Origin of the sequence: Pseudomonas sp. YNh (genome assembly GCF_037993085.1) — a bacterium.
GTDB classification, from domain to species: domain Bacteria; phylum Pseudomonadota; class Gammaproteobacteria; order Pseudomonadales; family Pseudomonadaceae; genus Aquipseudomonas; species Aquipseudomonas putida.
Map to the genome: position 1 here is coordinate 60,519 of NZ_JBBMRJ010000031.1, position 16,688 is coordinate 77,206.

At 63.6% G+C, this 16,688-nt stretch carries 16 protein-coding genes; 8 read left to right on the forward strand and 8 right to left on the reverse strand.

Going from position 1 to position 16,688, the window contains the following annotated elements; all coding sequences use genetic code 11:
• Positions 1-134: 134 nt before the first annotated feature.
• The 4 genes from WF331_RS24290 to rpoE form a co-directional block, all read right to left on the reverse strand.
• Positions 135-1,535: a DegQ family serine endoprotease gene (locus tag WF331_RS24290; protein ID WP_016498173.1), complete on the reverse strand. Its 1,401-nt coding sequence runs from the start codon at positions 1,533-1,535 to the stop codon at positions 135-137.
• A 209-nt stretch (positions 1,536-1,744) separates the two neighbouring features.
• A complete protein-coding gene (locus WF331_RS24295; protein WP_049276348.1) occupies positions 1,745-2,710 on the reverse strand; it encodes a MucB/RseB C-terminal domain-containing protein in 966 nt (321 codons plus the stop codon).
• Positions 2,711-2,718: 8 nt separating this feature from the next.
• Entirely contained in the window at positions 2,719-3,315 is a 597-nt protein-coding gene (locus tag WF331_RS24300) for a sigma-E factor negative regulatory protein (protein WP_340623365.1), read from the reverse strand.
• A 31-nt stretch (positions 3,316-3,346) separates the two neighbouring features.
• Positions 3,347-3,928: an RNA polymerase sigma factor RpoE gene (gene rpoE, locus WF331_RS24305; RefSeq protein ID WP_003252049.1), complete on the reverse strand. Its 582-nt coding sequence runs from the start codon at positions 3,926-3,928 to the stop codon at positions 3,347-3,349.
• Between the two features lie 444 nt (positions 3,929-4,372).
• On the opposite strand from rpoE, the gene nadB reads away from it, so the two are divergent.
• Entirely contained in the window at positions 4,373-5,977 is a 1,605-nt protein-coding gene (gene nadB, locus WF331_RS24310) for an L-aspartate oxidase (protein ID WP_241799942.1), read from the forward strand.
• 119 nt (positions 5,978-6,096) lie between these two features.
• Here the strand turns inward: nadB and WF331_RS24315 are convergent, their stop codons facing one another.
• Both WF331_RS24315 and WF331_RS24320 read right to left on the reverse strand, forming a co-directional pair.
• Entirely contained in the window at positions 6,097-6,555 is a 459-nt protein-coding gene (locus tag WF331_RS24315) for a protein YgfX (RefSeq protein WP_016498169.1), read from the reverse strand.
• Positions 6,539-6,793: an FAD assembly factor SdhE gene (locus tag WF331_RS24320; protein ID WP_174370767.1), complete on the reverse strand. Its 255-nt coding sequence runs from the start codon at positions 6,791-6,793 to the stop codon at positions 6,539-6,541. The genes WF331_RS24315 and WF331_RS24320 overlap by 17 nt, the downstream gene beginning before the upstream one ends.
• Positions 6,794-6,926: 133 nt before the next feature.
• On the opposite strand from WF331_RS24320, the gene ygfZ reads away from it, so the two are divergent.
• Complete coding sequence (gene ygfZ / locus WF331_RS24325; protein ID WP_016498167.1) at positions 6,927-7,868, forward strand: CAF17-like 4Fe-4S cluster assembly/insertion protein YgfZ; 942 nt, start codon at positions 6,927-6,929, stop codon at positions 7,866-7,868.
• Positions 7,869-7,923: 55 nt separating this feature from the next.
• The gene (locus WF331_RS24330; protein ID WP_016498166.1) at positions 7,924-8,730 is read left to right on the forward strand and encodes an HDOD domain-containing protein; all 807 of its coding nucleotides are present in this window, start codon (positions 7,924-7,926) and stop codon (positions 8,728-8,730) included.
• Between the two features lie 109 nt (positions 8,731-8,839).
• Here the strand turns inward: WF331_RS24330 and WF331_RS24335 are convergent, their stop codons facing one another.
• Together WF331_RS24335 and WF331_RS24340 are read right to left on the reverse strand one after the other, a co-directional pair.
• Positions 8,840-10,219 carry a sensor histidine kinase gene (locus tag WF331_RS24335; RefSeq protein WP_016488836.1) on the reverse strand — a complete coding sequence of 460 codons (1,380 nt, stop codon included), beginning with the start codon at positions 10,217-10,219 and terminating at the stop codon, positions 8,840-8,842.
• Positions 10,212-10,883, reverse strand: a complete 672-nt coding sequence (locus WF331_RS24340) for a response regulator (protein ID WP_016498165.1) — start codon at positions 10,881-10,883, stop codon at positions 10,212-10,214. Before WF331_RS24340 ends, WF331_RS24335 begins: the two co-directional genes overlap by 8 nt.
• Positions 10,884-11,083: 200 nt before the next feature.
• On the opposite strand from WF331_RS24340, the gene WF331_RS24345 reads away from it, so the two are divergent.
• From WF331_RS24345 to WF331_RS24365, 5 genes are all read left to right on the forward strand, one after another.
• Complete coding sequence (locus WF331_RS24345) at positions 11,084-12,373, forward strand: OprD family porin (protein WP_284399389.1); 1,290 nt, start codon at positions 11,084-11,086, stop codon at positions 12,371-12,373.
• 46 nt (positions 12,374-12,419) lie between these two features.
• Entirely contained in the window at positions 12,420-13,400 is a 981-nt protein-coding gene (locus WF331_RS24350) for a Bug family tripartite tricarboxylate transporter substrate binding protein (RefSeq protein WP_049275301.1), read from the forward strand.
• A 199-nt stretch (positions 13,401-13,599) separates the two neighbouring features.
• A complete protein-coding gene (locus tag WF331_RS24355) occupies positions 13,600-14,058 on the forward strand; it encodes a tripartite tricarboxylate transporter TctB family protein (RefSeq protein WP_016498162.1) in 459 nt (152 codons plus the stop codon).
• A 3-nt stretch (positions 14,059-14,061) separates the two neighbouring features.
• Positions 14,062-15,576 carry a tripartite tricarboxylate transporter permease gene (locus WF331_RS24360; RefSeq protein ID WP_016498161.1) on the forward strand — a complete coding sequence of 505 codons (1,515 nt, stop codon included), beginning with the start codon at positions 14,062-14,064 and terminating at the stop codon, positions 15,574-15,576.
• Positions 15,569-16,600 (forward strand): AbrB family transcriptional regulator, encoded by a 1,032-nt coding sequence (locus tag WF331_RS24365; RefSeq protein ID WP_041167583.1) that lies wholly within the window; start codon positions 15,569-15,571, stop codon positions 16,598-16,600. The genes WF331_RS24360 and WF331_RS24365 overlap by 8 nt, the downstream gene beginning before the upstream one ends.
• The last annotated feature ends 88 nt before the right edge of the window (positions 16,601-16,688 follow it).

The following is a 16,688-nucleotide window of genomic DNA, read 5'->3' on the forward strand; positions in this document are numbered from 1 at the left end:
GCCGGGAATTGTACCTCAAGCAGCAGGGATATGGGAGATTCCTCTATCGGGCTGTGCCGCGCTTTGGCGCCCGCAATTGTGAATTTTCATGAAAAAGGGCAGCCGTAGCTGCCCTTTCCTGCCTGCAAAACCGCTTATTCAGCGAGCTTGAAGGTGATGAAGCTGGCACGCCCCTGACGCAGCACGCGCATGGACACCGAGCGGTTCTTCGGCAGTTCCTTGGCGATTTCGGTGAATTCCTTGGCCGAACCGATGGCCTGGTTGTTCAGGTGACTGATGACGTCACCCGGGCGCAGGCCGATCATCGCTGCCGGGCCATCCTGCACTTCCTTGATAACCACGCCGCCTTTGAGTTCGAGGGACTTTTTCTGCTCGGCGGTCAGGTCGGCCACCGAAACGCCCAGGCGGTTGCTGCTACGCTCGGCGCTGCCTTCGACACCGGCACCGATTTCGGCATCGTCATCCGGCATCGCGCCGACACCCACATCCAGGGTCTGGCGCTTGCCGTTGCGGATGATCTCCAGCTTGGCCTTTTCGCCGTCCTTGAGGCTACCGACCAGATGCGGCAGGTCCGCCGACATGACGATCGGCTGGCCGTTCATGCTCAGGATCACGTCACCCACCTGCAGGCCACCTTTGGCTGCCGGGCCGTCTTCCAGCACCTGGGCCACCAGCGCACCCGCCGGCTTGTCCAGGCCGAAGGATTCGGCCAGGTCCTTGTTGACCTCCTGAATCACCACGCCCAGCCAGCCGCGGCTGACCTTGCCGTCTTTCTTCAACTGGTTGGACACATCGATCGCCACATCGATCGGGATGGCGAACGACAGACCCATGAAGCCGCCAGAACGGGTGAAGATCTGCGAGTTGATACCCACCACTTCGCCCTTCATATTGAACAGCGGGCCGCCCGAGTTACCCGGGTTGATGGCCACGTCGGTCTGGATGAACGGCACATAGGTCTCGTTGGGCAGCGTACGGCCCTTGGCGCTGACGATACCTTTGGTCACCGAATGGTCGAAGCCGAACGGCGAACCGATGGCCAGCACCCACTCACCCACCTTGAGCTTCTCGGAATCACCCAGCTTCACGATCGGCAGGTTCTTGCCTTCGACCTTGAGCAGGGCCACGTCGGTGCGCGGGTCGGTGCCGACCAGCTTGGCCTGCAGCTCGCTGCGGTCCGACAGGCGGACAATGATTTCGTCGGCGTCGGCCACCACGTGGTTGTTGGTCAGCACATAACCATCGCTGGAAATGATGAAGCCCGAACCGAGCGATTGCGCCTCACGCTGACGGTCGCCACGCGGCGAGCGCGGCTGCTGCGGCATGTTGCGCTCGAAGAATTCGCGGAACATCGGCGGCAGGCCTTCCAGGTCCGGCATCTGCCCAGCGGCAACGCGACGGTCCGGCAGCTTCTGCTTGGTACTGATGTTGACCACTGCCGGCGAGGCCTGCTCTACCAGCGTGGTGAAGTCGGGCAGGGCTTCCTCGGCCTGGGCGGTGAGCACCTGGCCGAGCATGAGCACGGCGGCGAACATCGATAGGTAGGATTTCAAGCGTGGTGTTGACATACGACTCCCGTCACAACGAGCGGTAGTTTAGAAAGGCCCCTGCACAAAGCAGGAAAGGCCAGGCTCCAAGAAGCCTGACCTATAGAAAATTTGCCAGTAGATTGCAAATGACAATGCTTTAATTTCATTTCAGGCGCATATCCGTTCGCCTTGGCATGGCCCGCAAAAGCGCACCATTACTGGCGCGCCTGGGCATCCTGGGGGCGCATCGACAATGCGACGCGTTCTGCCGTACCGAGCGGAATTTCGCCGACCACGGTGACCATCACCTTGCCCTTGGGCGTGTTCAGGCGCCGCGAAACGGCCGAGGTCGGGCCAAGCTGGGTACGCACATCGGTCCCGGCATCGTCCTTCACGGGCTCAAGGAACACCGAGAAGCGCGCCAGGCCATCATCGTACATCAGGCTACTGACCGTGCTGTCACGCTTGGGGTCACGCCGTACCGAGCTGTTGACCAGCTCGAACCCTGGCGGGAGCCAATCCGAGCGCCAGCCGGCGACACTGTCACTGCTGGCAGGGGCAACACGCTGCACCGGCTTGCAGGAAGCACTGGGGCGCAGGTCATCGTCGCTGGGCGGCTTGGTGGTATCGAGGCGAGTCATCTGGAAGCGCTCCAGCAACTGCCCTTTGTCGTTGAGCATCAACGAGCGAAGCGGCAGGCCAGTGTTGCGATCCAGGTGCAGTTCGAAGGCATAGCGGTGCTGGTCGCGGGGAGTGAGCGTCACGATCACGGCATCGCGCCCGGCGACCCGTGACTTGCCCGCCACGCTCAAATCGTACCAGCCCATCAGCTTCAGCGGATCAAGCACACGCTGAGCAGCATCCGCAGGAGTAGTCACGCCGCTGACCAACGCCCCACTGACGCACTCCACCTTGCCATCCACGCGCAGGATTTCCTGGGCGGCGCCATCGAGCTGCAGCAGCCGCTCGCTGACCTTGCCGTCCTCGACCCTGTGCCAGATATCGTGGGAAGAGAAGCTACCGTTGCGTTCGTAGACGAACGAGCCCTGATAACTCTGCTTTTGCTCGGCTTGTGCCAGCTTGCCAAGCCACTCGCTCGCCTGGGGCGAGGAGTTGGCTGCCAATACCGGCACGGTCATGCAGCTGCCAATCAGCAGCGACAGAAGAGGTAGCGCGCGCATGATCCTCCTTACTTAGCGGGATTTCCCATGCTGGCGGCACGGGCGTACGGCAGGGCAGTCTCGGTGCCTTGGAGTGCGGACTCCTGGGCATGCTGACGCAGATAGCCCGGCAGACGCTGATCCCAGCCAGCCTGGTTTTGCAGCACACCGTTGGCCATCGGCCCGGTCGGCTGCTCACTGCTTTCACTATAGCCTGCCAATACGGCCGGACCCTGAGTTTGTGGCATGCTCAGGCCCTGTTGTGCAGGCTGCTGCGAAGCCAGCTCGGCGCCGGTGATCTCGTCCTGGTTGTACATCCGCACGCCTGCCAGCACCGCAACGGTGACCGAGGCGGCGACCGCCAGGCGAGCGACGCTGCGCCATGGGCCCTTGTTGACCTTGACCGGCACGGCTTCGTCAGCCAGCGCCGCAGACACCGCCGAGGCGATATCCAGGTTAGGCAGCAGCAGCTCCTTGTGCATGGCTGCACGGGCTACCTGGTAACGCGACCAGGTGGCACGGGTTTCGGCGTCGTCTACGGCGCTCAGCACCCGACGCAGTTCCAATTCGTCCGCTTCGTTATCCATCACCGCGGACAGCGATTCCTGCAAAGCTTCACGACTCATGGCGGTTCCTCTCTTGGCTGTCGCCGCTGTCTCAGGTTTCCTGCAACAACGGCTGCAGGGCTTTATCTATGGCCTCCCGAGCGCGGAAGATTCGAGAGCGCACGGTACCCACCGGACATTGCATGACACTAGCAATGTCTTCGTAACTCAGCCCGTCGAACTCGCGCAGGGTCAACGCCGTACGCAGGTCTTCGGGCAGTTGCTGGATGGTGCGATGGACAGTGCCTTCGATTTCATCCCGCAACAACGAGCGCTCTGGGGACTCGAGATCCTTGAGGCCATGATCGCCGTCATAAAACTCCGCATCCTCGGAGCTCACATCGCTGTCTGGCGGCCGTCTTCCACGGGACACCAGGTAGTTCTTCGCCGTGTTGATGGCGATGCGGTACAGCCAGGTATAAAACGCACTGTCACCGCGGAAATTGCCAAGCGCACGGTAGGCCTTGATAAAGGCTTCCTGTGCTACATCCTGGGCCTCGTGGGTATCGTGAACGAACCGCACGATCAACCCGAGAATCTTGTGCTGATACTTCAGCACCAACAGATCGAACGCTCGCCTGTCACCGCGCTGCACGCGCTCGACAAGCTGCTGATCCTCTTCCTGGGTTAGCATGAACACTCCTCAGTGAACTCGAAGGAGCGGTGCAACACCCATCGATCAGGCTTGCAACCATAGACTCGGGCTTTACGCAAAAGTTCTCCCCTCCAAGCAAGTTTCCTGCAGCCCTTGGTCGGCTGGCACGGAAGACGTGGCGCGGTCACGGCCGGCTACGTCGATAATCAGGTTTCGAATACGCCGGGACAGCCCGGACAGGCCTGCAACCCTGCGTCGCCGCGGCAAATTGTGACGTGCGGGCAACCTTCATAGGATTTCCGGCCATATCGGAAAGTTCCCACAAAGGTTGCCGCGCGCCTCGGTAAGTGGCCAAGTGGCATGGAAATTGGCCACCGCGGGCTGCTATAAAGGCAACCTGGCCAAGTTTAACGATAGTTTCACAATGCCATCTGCGCGTGACTATTGTGCCGCGCCCTCTCTAAAGATTACTAGTGTCCCGACATGAGCCAACAATTCCAACATGATGTCCTGGTGATCGGCAGCGGTGCCGCCGGTCTCAGCCTGGCACTGAACCTTCCCAGCCACCTGCGCGTTGCCGTGCTCAGCAAGGGCGACCTGGCCAACGGCTCGACCTTCTGGGCCCAAGGTGGCGTCGCGGCGGTGCTGGACAATACCGATACCGTGCAGTCGCATGTCGAGGACACCCTCAATGCCGGCGGCGGCCTGTGCCATGAAGATGCAGTGCGGTTTACCGTCGAACACAGCCGCGAAGCCATTCAGTGGCTGATCGAGCAAGGGGTGCCCTTTACCCGCGACGAGCACTCCAGCGTTGACGATGGCGGCTTTGAATTCCACCTCACCCGTGAGGGCGGCCATAGCCACCGACGCATCATCCACGCCGCCGACGCCACCGGCGCAGCCATATTCACCACGCTGCTGGAACAGGCGCGCCGGCGCCCGAACATCCAGCTGCTGGAGCAACGCGTGGCGGTCGACCTGATCACCGAACGCCGCCTGGGCCTGCCGGGCGAGCGTTGCCTGGGCGCCTACGTGCTCGACCGCAACACCGGTGAGGTGGACACCTTCGGCGCGCGCTTCACCGTGCTGGCCACCGGCGGTGCAGCCAAGGTCTACCTCTACACCAGCAACCCCGATGGCGCCTGCGGTGACGGCATCGCCATGGCCTGGCGGGCGGGCTGCCGGGTGGCGAACCTGGAATTCAACCAGTTCCATCCGACCTGCCTGTACCACCCGCAGGCCAAGAGCTTCCTGATCACCGAAGCACTGCGCGGTGAAGGTGCGCTGCTGCGCCTGCCCAATGGCGAGCGCTTCATGCCACGCTTCGACCCGCGCGAAGAGCTGGCCCCGCGCGACATCGTGGCCCGCGCCATCGACCACGAGATGAAGCGCCTGGGCGTGGACTGCGTGTACCTGGACATCACCCACAAGCCGGCCGATTTCATCATGGGCCACTTCCCCACCGTGTACGAGCGCTGCCTGGCCTTTGGCATCGACATCACCCGCCAGCCGATCCCGGTCGTACCGGCGGCGCACTACACCTGTGGCGGGGTGATGGTCGATGATCGCGGCCACACCGATGTGCCAGGCTTGTACGCCATCGGCGAAACCAGCTTCACCGGCCTGCACGGTGCCAACCGCATGGCCAGCAACTCGCTGCTGGAATGCTTTGTCTATGGCCGTGCCGCCGCTGCCGACATCGAGGCGCATCTGGAACACGTGTCCATGCCCACGGCGCTGCCGGGGTGGGATGCCAGCCAGGTCACCGACTCGGACGAGGACGTGATCATCGCGCACAACTGGGACGAGCTGCGGCGCTTCATGTGGGACTACGTGGGTATCGTGCGTACCAGCAAGCGCCTGCAGCGCGCCCAGCACCGCATTCGCCTGCTGCTGGACGAAATCGACGAGTTCTACAGCAACTACAAGGTCAGCCGCGACCTGATCGAACTGCGCAACCTGGCGCAGGTGGCCGAACTGATGATCCTGTCAGCCATGCAGCGCAAGGAAAGCCGCGGGCTGCACTACACCCTGGATTACCCAGGGATGCTGGACGAGGCCAAGGACACCATCCTCAGTCCGCTCTGAAAACGGTGGCGGGGGCCTTCGCGGGCTCGCCCGCTCCCACAGGAATTCCACTGCCTTGCAGCTTTACGCAATACCTGTGGGAGCGGGCGAGCCCGCGAAGAAGCTAGCCCGATCTTGATCTATGCCCGGCTCACCGCAGCCCAGCGCCGCCGGCTGAACTTCAACCGCACCCGCAAGCGCCGATGCTCATCCGCCCCCAACGCATCCTGGGGTATGCACTGGCTCTGCCCCACCCATTGCCCCGCTCGCTCAAAACGCAACACCACCAGCCGCGGCAACGCCACGCTGTCCCGGCACAACCGCACCGGTTGCCAGCCACGGGCACGGCAGAACACCTGCCAGCCGCGCACATCACGGCGCAGGCCGACAACGGCATGCTCATGGGTCAACAGGATTCGTCGGGGAATGGCCCAGCCAGCGTGGGTGATACAGGCGGCGACAACAGAAAAGCAAAGCCAATCAGGCAACGGGCTCGCCCACACGGCAAGCCACGCCAGCACCTGGCAACCCAGGTAGGCCGCTAGCAGCAGGCGCGAGCCTTGCCAGCGGCACTCGAAACACTCACTTGGGCTGGACACGGTCCAGGATGATGCGGACCATGCGTTGCAGCTCCGGGTCTTCGGACTCGGTGCGCTCCATGAACCAGCCGAACATGTCCTGGTCCTCGCAGCTCAACAGACGCACGTACAGTTCGCGGTCGGTCTGGTTGAGGGTGGAGTAGACTTCCTGGGTGAAAGGCACCAGCAGTACGTCCAGTTCCAGCATGCCGCGGCGGCTATGCCAGAAAAGCCGGTTGAGTTCAGTTTGTTCGACCATGGGGCCCTCCTCGAATGGCCCGCCAGTATACAGCCCGGCGAGCGCAGCGACACCGGGCGTTGGTCTAGTCACCTACCTATTTTGTTACCGGCGTTCTATGATGGCCGCCAGTCTTTAGCCACCGCGATGACCCATGGCCGATTCCGCTTTCTTCTGCCCCCTGTCCCACGAGGGCATCCTCGCCGTCCGCGGCTCCGATGCAGGCAAGTTCCTGCAAGGCCAGCTGACCTGCAACATCAACTACCTCAGCCAGGAACACGCCAGCCTGGGCGCCCGCTGCATGGTCAAGGGGCGCATGCAATCGAGCTTCCGCATCTTGCCCGAAGGCAACGGCTACCTGCTGGCCATGGCCAGCGAACTGCTTGAGGCGCAACTGGCCGACCTGAAGAAATACGCTGTATTTTCCAAGGCCACTCTGACCGATGAAAGCGCCGCCTGGGCACGCTTTGGTCTGCAAGGCGGTGACGCTGCGCTGCTGGCACTGGGGCTCGACGTGCCCGAAGGCGCCGGCAGTACCGTGCGCCATGAAGGCCTGATCGCCATTGCCGTGTCCGAGGGCCGTTTCGAGCTGTGGGTACCGGCGGAAAACGCCGACACGGTACGCCAGGCCCTCGCCGGCGCCCTGCCTGAAGGCAGCCTGAACGACTGGTTGCTTGGGCAGGTGCGTGCCGGTATCGGCCAGGTCATGGGGCCGACCCGTGAGCTGTTCATCCCGCAGATGATCAACCTGCAGGCCGTCGACGGCGTCAGCTTCAAGAAAGGTTGCTACACCGGCCAGGAAATCGTTGCCCGCATGCAGTACCTGGGCAAGCTCAAACGCCGCCAGTACCGCTTGGCACTGGACCAGCAGGCGATTCCGGCCCCAGGTGCCGAGATCTTCTCGCCCACCCATGGTTCGTCGGTCGGTGAAGTGGTCATTGCTGCCAGCAACGGCGCCGGCTGTGAACTGCTCGCGGTGCTCGGCGCCGACGCGGTGGCAGACGACAACCTGCACCTGGGCAGCCTCGAAGGCCCGCGCCTGCAGGTGCTGACCCTGCCCTACGAACTGGACCGCGACCGGGAAATCCAGCGCTGACCAGCCTGCCCCGCCACCGTGGCGGGGCCGCACCACCACTGCGGTAGACACGCCCATGAACAAGCTGGCCGAGATGGTTCAAGCACAGTTGCTCGATGCCATCGAAAAGGATGACCTGGTCTTGCCGACCCTGCCCGAGGTTGCCTTGAGCATCCGTGAGGCGGCGGAAGACAGCGAGATCAGCGTAGCGGCCCTGAGCAAGGTGATCGGTCGCGACGCGGCCCTTTCAGCGCGCCTGATCAAGGTGGTCAACAGCCCGCTGCTGCGCGCGGCGGTTGAGGTCACCGACCTGCATACCGCCATCACGCGACTGGGTATCAACTACAGCTGCAATTTGGCCATCGGCCTGGTGATCGAGCAGATTTTCCATGCCCGCTCACCGGCGGTTGAACAGAAGCTTCGCGATATATGGACCAACAGCCTGGAAGTGGCGGGCATCAGCTACGAAATCTGCCGTCGCTATACACAGCTCAAGCCTGAACAGGCCACTTTGGGCGGCTTGGTCAACCAGATCGGCGCGTTGCCGGTGCTGATCTATGCCGAAGAGCACAACGAGCTGTTGTCGGACCCGGTTTGCCTGCATTACGTGATCGAGCAGATCCAGCCGGTGCTGGGGGACAAGATCCTCAAGGCCTGGGAGTTTCCGGAGCAGTTGATCAACTTGCCGAGCCAGGTTCAGGACCTGGACCGGCAGACCGACAAGGTCGACTACATCGACATCGTGCAAATCGCCCGCTGCATCAGCCAGCGTGGCCGCCATCGGCCGTTGGCGGCACTGCCGGCGTACCGCCATCTTGGGCTGCCGTTCGGTACAGAGCTGGAAGTGGATGAACTGCTCGAGGCGCGAAGCATGTTGCGCTGACTTGCCTTAGCCTGTGCCGGCCCTTTCGCAGCACAAGGCTGCTCCTACAGGCATGTACATTACCTGTGGGAGCGGGTTTACCCGCGAAGAGGCAGGTACAGGCAACACATCAATCGGCTATGAAACTCACTCGCACCCGCAACCCGCCCTTCTCGCCATCATGCAGGCTCACCTGTGCCAGGTGCGCCCGGCAGATCTCGCCGACAATCGCCAGGCCAAGGCCGCTACCCTGCGCACTGCGCCGGTAGAACCGCTCGAACACCCGCTCGCGTTCAGCCTCGGGAATGCCCGGGCCGTCATCCTCCACCTCCAGCACAGCCGGCGCCACTACCCGCAAGATCACATTGCCCCCCGCTGGCGTATGCGCCAGGGCGTTGTCCACCAGGTTGCTCAACAGTTCGTTGAGCAGCGTCGGTTCACCCTTGAGCCATACGGGGGCCTCGGCCTCCAGGGCCAGCGCCACCCCGCGCTTGTGCGCCAAAGGCGCCATGGCCATGCCCAGCTCACGGGCCAGCTGACTCAGGTCCAGGCGCTGCGCACCGCCTTCGGCAATCGCCCGTGCACCGTTTTCAACCCGCGCCAGCGACAACAACTGGTTGGCCAGATGGGTCAGCTTGTCGGTGCCCTGGGCCGCAGATTCCAAGGTCTGCCGCCACTCCTGCGGCTCGGAAGAGCGCAACCCCAGCTCGACCCGAGCCTTCAAGGCCGCCAGTGGCGTACGCAGTTCATGGGCGGCATCGGCAATGAACTGTGCCTGGCGCTCGAACTGGCCGCGCAAACGCTCGGTAAAGTGGTTCAAGGCCCGCACCAGCGGGCTGAGCTCACGCTGCACCTGCACCACCGGCAGCGCCCGCAGATCATCCGGTTGGCGCTCCTCTACCGCCGTGCGCAGACGCTCCAGCGGCCGCAACGCCGCGCTCACGGCAAACCACACCATTACCAGCGCTCCCAGCGCCAGCATGCCAAGGCGCAGCAGGGTGTCGGCCATCAACCCACGGGCCATGCGCACCCGCGCCTCCTCGGTCTCGGCCACACGGATTTCTGCCATGCCGTTCATGTTCGGCTCGCTCACTGCCTTCAGCAGGCTGACCACGCGCACGTCCTGGCCCAGGTAGGTGGCGTTGTAGAACCGCGCCAGTGCCGGGTAGTCATCAGTACGTGGCGTGCCGGGTGGCGGCGGTGGCAGGTTCTCGTAACCGGAAATCAGCCGCTGCTTGATGTCCAGCACCTGGTAGTAGATACGCCCGGCACTGTCGTAGGCGAAGGTGTCCAGCGCCACGTAGGGCACATCCGCGCTCAGCGAGCCGTCACGCTGCGAAAGACCGGCGGCGATGGTTCGCGCCGAGGCCAGCAGGGTGCGGTCGTAGGCCGTGTCGGCGGCTTCGCGGCCATTCCAGTAGGCACTCAGGCCACTGGCCAGCATCAGCACCACCAGCAGCAAGGCCAGGTTGCCCAGCAGTCGCCCGCGCAGGCTGCCGTTGTCACGCATCGCGGTGCTCTAGCAGGTAGCCCAGGCCGCGGAAGGTGACGATGGCCACCGGGTGGCCATCGAGCTTCTTGCGCAGGCGGTGGATGTAGATTTCGATGGCGTCGGGGCTGGCTTCTTCGTCCAGGCCGAATACCTGGGCAGCCAGTTGCTCCTTGCTCATCACCCGGCCCGGGCGGGCGATCAGCGCTTCCAGCACGCTTTGCTCGCGCGAGGTCAGGGTCAGGTTGTCGTCGCCCAGGGCGAAGCGCCGGGTATCCAGGTCGTAGACCAGCGGCCCGCAACGTTGCTGGCGCTCTCCACCTAGCACACTGCGGCGCAGCAAGGCTTTGACCCGTGCTTCCAGCTCGGTCAGCTCGAACGGTTTGGCCAGGTAGTCGTCCGCACCCAGGTTCAGGCCATGGACACGGTCCTTGACGTCACTGCGGGCAGTCAGCATCAGCACCGGCACGGTCTTGCCACGGCCGCGCAGGCGCGCCAGTACCTCGAAGCCGTCCATGCGTGGCAAGCCGACGTCCAGCACGACCACGGCGTATTCCTCACTGGCCAGGGCCAGGTCGGCGGCCACGCCGTCATGCAGCACATCCACGGTCAGGCCGTGGCTTTTCAAGGCCTGGGCCACGCTTTCGGCCAGTTGCAGATGGTCTTCGACCAGCAGCACACGCATCGGTTTCTCCCTGCTCGGGTGGGGCGGTGGCGCGGAGTGTACCGCTGTCGCCAGGCCTGTGAAGCCCCTTCTGACAAACCTTTCTCGTTGAAAGGTTAGCGAAAGGTTCGTTGCCTAGCATCGCACCACGGTCGCTCCTCGCGCCGAAAAAAGCACCAGCAAGGTGCAACGAATAAGAACAATAAACGGAGTCATCGACGATGCTGTCATCGCAGCCGCAGGCGTTCGCGCCTACCCGTTCCTTTGCCGCACGCCCCTCTGCCATCGCCAGCGCCCTCGCGCTTGCCGGTGTCGCCCCGATGAGCCAGGCCGCCTTCTTCGAAGACAGCACGGCCACCTTCGAAACCCGCAACATGTACTTCAACCGCGACTTCCGCGATGGCACCAGCGCGCAGCAATCCAAGCGCGACGAGTGGGCCCAGGGCTTCATCCTCAATTTCGAGTCCGGCTACACCGATGGCACCGTAGGCTTCGGTCTGGACGCATTGGGTATGCTCGGCGTCAAGCTCGACTCCAGCCCCGACCGCACCGATACCGGCCTGCTGCCGACCCATGATGACGGCAAGGCCGCCGACGAATACTCCAAGCTGGGCCTCACCGGCAAGGTTAAGATTTCCCAGACCGAACTCAAGCTCGGCACCCTGATCCCTGAGCTGCCGACGCTGCAGCCCAACGATGGGCGCATCCTGCCGCAAACCTTCGAGGGCGGCCTGCTCACTTCGAAAGAGATAAAGGGCCTGACCTTCACGGGCGGGCGCCTGGACAAGGCCAAGGACCGCAACGACACCAATTGGGAAGACCTGGCGCTGAACAACAAGAACGGCCGCTTTGGTGGCACGTTCAGCGCCGACAACCTGGCCCTGGCCGGCCTGGACTACCAGTTCACCGACCGCATCACCGGCAGCTACCACTTCGCCCAGCTCGACGACATCTACCGCCAGCACTTCATCGGCATGGTCGCCACCCAACCTTGGGGGCCGGGCACCTTGGGCGCCGACCTGCGCCTGGCAGTGAGTGACGATGCTGGCGCTGCCAAAGCCGGCAACATCGACAACGCAACCGTCAACGGCATGCTCAGCTACGCCCTGGGCGGGCATAAGGTCAGCGCCGCCTGGCAGCAGCTGTCCGGCGACAGCGCCTTCCCGTATGTCGATGGCGCCGACCCGTACCTGGTCAACTTCGTCCAGATCAACGACTTCGCCGGTGCCGACGAGCGTTCCTGGCAGGCGCGTTACGACTACAACTTTGCCGCGCTCGGCGTACCCGGCCTGACCTTCATGACCCGCTACATCAGCGGTGACAACGTCAGCCGTGCCGCCGGTGGCGAAGGCAAAGAGTGGGAACGCAACACCGAACTGAAGTACGTGGTACAAAGCGGCCCGTTGAAGAACGTCGCCGTGCGCCTGCGCAATGCCACCTTCCGCTCCAACTTCGCCCGCGACGCGGACGAAGTGAGGCTGCTGGTGAGCTACAGCGTAGCGCTGTGGTAACCCCATAGCGGTAATCCAAAAACAACAACGCTCACGGAGATAGACGATGACCTTTTCACTGCGCCGCCTCGTCCTCGCTACCGGCTGCCTGCTGCTGGCCGGCAACGCCCTTGCCGCCGAACCGAAACGCCCTGAATGCATCGCCCCCGCCTCGCCCGGCGGTGGCTTCGACCTGACCTGCAAGCTGGTGCAAAGCGCCCTGGTGCAGGAAAAGATCCTCAGCAAGCCGATGCGCGTCACCTACATGCCCGGTGGTGTCGGCGCGGTGGCCTACAACGCCGTGGTCGCTCAACGCCCGGCCGATGCCGGCACCCTGGTGGCCTGGTCCAGTGGCTCCCTGCTGAACCTGGCCCAAGGCAAGTTCGGCCGCTTCGACGAGAACGCCGTGAAATGGCTGGCAGCTGTCGGCACCAGCTACGGCGCCATCGCGGTGAAAAGCGACTCGCCCTACAAGACCCTCGACGATCTGGTCGCGGCCTTGAAGAAAGACCCCAGCAAGGTGGTGATCGGCTCTGGCGGCACCGTCGGCAGCCAGGACTGGATGCAAACCGCATTGATCGCCAAGGCCGCCGGCATCAACCCGCGTGACCTGCGCTATGTTGCACTGGAAGGCGGTGGCGAAATTGCCACGGCGCTGCTGGGCGGCCATATCCAGGTCGGCTCTACCGACATCTCCGACTCCATGCCGCACATCCAGAGCGGCAACATGCGCATCCTGGCGGTGTTCTCGGAAAACCGCCTGGACGAGCCCGAGATGAAAGACATCCCTACCGCCAAGGAGCAGGGCTACGACATCGTCTGGCCGGTAGTGCGCGGCTTCTACCTGGGGCCAAAGGTGAGCGATGAGGACTACGCATGGTGGAAGGCATCGTTCGACAAGATGCTGGCCTCGCAAGACTTCGCCGAGCTGCGTGACCAGCGCGAACTGTTCCCGTTCGCCATGACCGGCGAAGAGCTGGACGGCTATGTGAAGAAGCAAGTGGCCGACTACAAGGCACTGGCCAAGGAATTTGGCCTGATCCAGTAAGCCTGTCGGACTCACCATCACCCCTGTAGGAGCGGCCTTGAGCCGCGATGGGCCGCACAGCGGCCCCTGGCACAGCCGATACGATGCTTCGGACAGATCGCATCGGCAGGTTTAGCGGCCGCTTCGCGCCCGATCGCGACGCAAGGCCGCTCCCACAGGATTTGCATCTCACTTGAGCAATCCCGACGAGGATTCCCCAATGATCCTGCAACGCATCTTCGCCCTGGTCCTGCTGGCGGTGTGCGCCGCCCTGGCCGTGATGGCCTGGCCCTACCAGGCGGCGTTTTCCTATGAACCGGTGGGCCCGCGTGCCTATCCGCTGCTGATGCTCGGCCTGATGGGCCTGGGCCTGTTGTACCTGGTGTTCCGCCCCACGCCCATCGTGCGCAAGGACGACGAACCGGAACTGGACCGCGAAACCCTGACCAAGATCACCGCCTGCGTCGGCCTGCTGATCGTCTTCGCGGCCACCTTCGAAGCCTTGGGCTTCATCCTCAGCGCCATCCTTGTCGGCCTGCCCATGGCCCGCCTGTATGGCGGCCGCTGGCTGCACAGCGCCCTCGTGGTCGTCGGCATGAGCCTGCTGCTCTACTGGCTGTTCGACCGCGTGATGGACGTGCCCCTGCCCCTTGGCCTGCTGAGCGTACTGGAGAACTGACACATGGATACCTTGAGCTACCTGGGCCAGGGCTTCGGCGTTGCCCTGACCCCTTACAACCTGGTTACCGCCCTCTCCGGTACCCTGATCGGCACGGTGGTCGGCCTGCTGCCGGGCCTGGGCCCGATCAACGGCGTGGCCCTGCTGATCCCCATCGCCTTCGCCCTGGGCCTGCCGCCAGAGTCTGCGCTGATCCTGCTGGCCGCGGTGTACCTGGGCTGCGAATACGGCGGGCGTATCAGCTCGATCCTGCTGAACATCCCGGGCGAAGCCTCGACTGTGATGACCACCCTGGACGGCTACCCGATGGCTCGCCAAGGCTTGGCGGGCGTCGCACTGTCGCTGTCGGCCTGGAGTTCGTTCATCGGCGCCCTCATCGCCACCTGCGGCATGGTGCTGTTCGCCCCGCTGCTGGCGAAATGGGCCATCGCCTTCGGCCCGGCGGAATACTTCGTACTGATGGTGTTTGCCATCGTCGCCCTGGGTGGCATGGCAGGTGACAAACCGCTAAAAACCTTCATTGCCGCACTGATCGGCCTGTTCCTTTCGGCGGTCGGCATCGATGCCAACAGTGGCGTCTACCGCTTCACCGGTGACAGCGTACACCTGGCCGACGGCATCCAGTTCGTGGTGCTGGTGCTAGGCCTGTTCTCCATCAGTGAAATCCTGCTGCTGCTGGAAAAGACCCACCATGGTCACCAGGCGGTAAAAGCTACCGGCCGCATGCTGTTCAACTTCAAGGAAGCGGCTTCGGTATTCGTGGTCAACATCCGTTGCGGCCTGCTTGGTTTCATCATGGGCGTTCTGCCCGGCGCCGGCGCGACGCTGGCCAGTGCCGTGGCCTACATGACCGAGAAACGCCTGGCCGGGGAAAGCGGCAAGTTCGGCAAAGGCGATGCCCGTGGCCTGGCAGCGCCGGAAACTGCCATTGGTGCGTCCTGCTGTGGCGCCTTGGTCCCGATGCTGACCCTGGGCGTACCGGGCTCTGGCACCACGGCCGTGATGATCGGCGCCCTGACCCTGTACAACATCACCCCTGGCCCACTGCTGTTCGAACAGCAGCCGGACATCGTCTGGGGCCTGATCGCTTCGCTGTTCGTCGCCAACATCATGCTGGTGATCCTCAACATCCCGATGATCCGCATCTTCACGCGCATCCTCGCCGTGCCAAACTGGGCGCTGGTGCCAGTGATCGCCATCATCACGGCCATTGGCGTATACGCCGTGCATGCCACCACCTTCGACCTGTTCCTGATGGTCGGCATCGGCATCATGGGTTACATCCTGCGCAAGCTGGACTTCCCACTGTCGCCGATCCTGCTCGGTTTCATCCTGGGCGGGCTGATGGAGCAGAACCTGCGCCGTGCACTCTCGATCTCCAACGGTGAACTGGGCATCCTCTGGTCGAGCCCGATCAGCATGGGCGTCTGGGCGTTGGTGGCGCTGATGCTCGCCCTGCCGCTGCTGCGCATCTGGCGTAAACGCAGCCTGCAGCGTCGGGCCCTGGCCGATGCCTGATCGACCGTTGCCTTTGTTTGTCGCAACCGGGCTGGTCGGCCTTGCTGGCGGTTACCTCGCCAGCAAGGTCGGCTGGCCTTTGCCGTGGATGGTGGGTTCGCTGCTGGCCATCATCCTGGTGCGCTGCCTGACGCCCTGGCAGTTGTCGGAAATTCCCAACGGCCGAAAATGCGGGCAGTGCATCATCGGCATCGGCATTGGCCTGCACTTTACGCCGGCAGTGATCGAGCAAGTGGGTAGCCATTTTGCGCTGATCTTCTTCGGCGCCCTGTTCACCACCCTGTCCAGCGTGATCGGCGTGTGGCTGCTGCGGCGCACCGGTGAAGACCGCGCCACGGCATTCTTCGCCAGCATGCCTGGCGGCTCGGGGGAGATGGTCAACCTGGGTGCCCGGAACGGTGCAGTGCTCAGCCAGGTGGCGGCAGCGCAGAGCCTGCGGGTGCTGGCAGTGGTGCTGTGCGTGCCCGCACTGTTCAAGTTTCTGCTGGGTGACGGGGTGCCGCTCAATCATGCCGGCAGCGTCAGCTGGGGCTGGCTGGCCCTGATCAGCCCGCTCGGCGTTGCCGTTGCGCTGCTCTGGCAACGGTTGCGCCAGCCCAACCCCTGGCTGTTCGGGCCATTGCTGGTGGCGGCCACGGTCAGCCTGGCCGGCAACCTGCAGATCGCCCTGCCCAATGGCGCCAGCCAGATCGGCCAGTGGCTGATCGGCAGTGGCCTGGCATGCCACTTCAACCGCGCCTTCTTCCGCCGGGCCCCGTCGTTCCTGGGGCGCACGCTTCTGGCCACGGCGCTGTGCATGGCCATTGCCGGCAGTGCCGCGTGGGTGTTGAGCGTGATGACAGCGCTGGACCTGCGTTCGCTGACGTTGGGGATGATGCCGGGGGGCATTGCCGAAATGAGCCTTACAGCAGAGACCCTGCAACTGTCCGTGCCTTTGGTGACGGCGCTGCAGGTGATGCGCTTGCTGTTCGTGCTGTTTCTGGCGGAGCCGTTATTCCGGCTGTGGAACGCAAACCAGGAATAATCGCGTCGCCTGCTTCGCGGGCTTGCCCGCTTGTATGGTTAGACTTGAAGGGGTGGTGGGACTAAATGCCCGATTCTGACTGTTCACA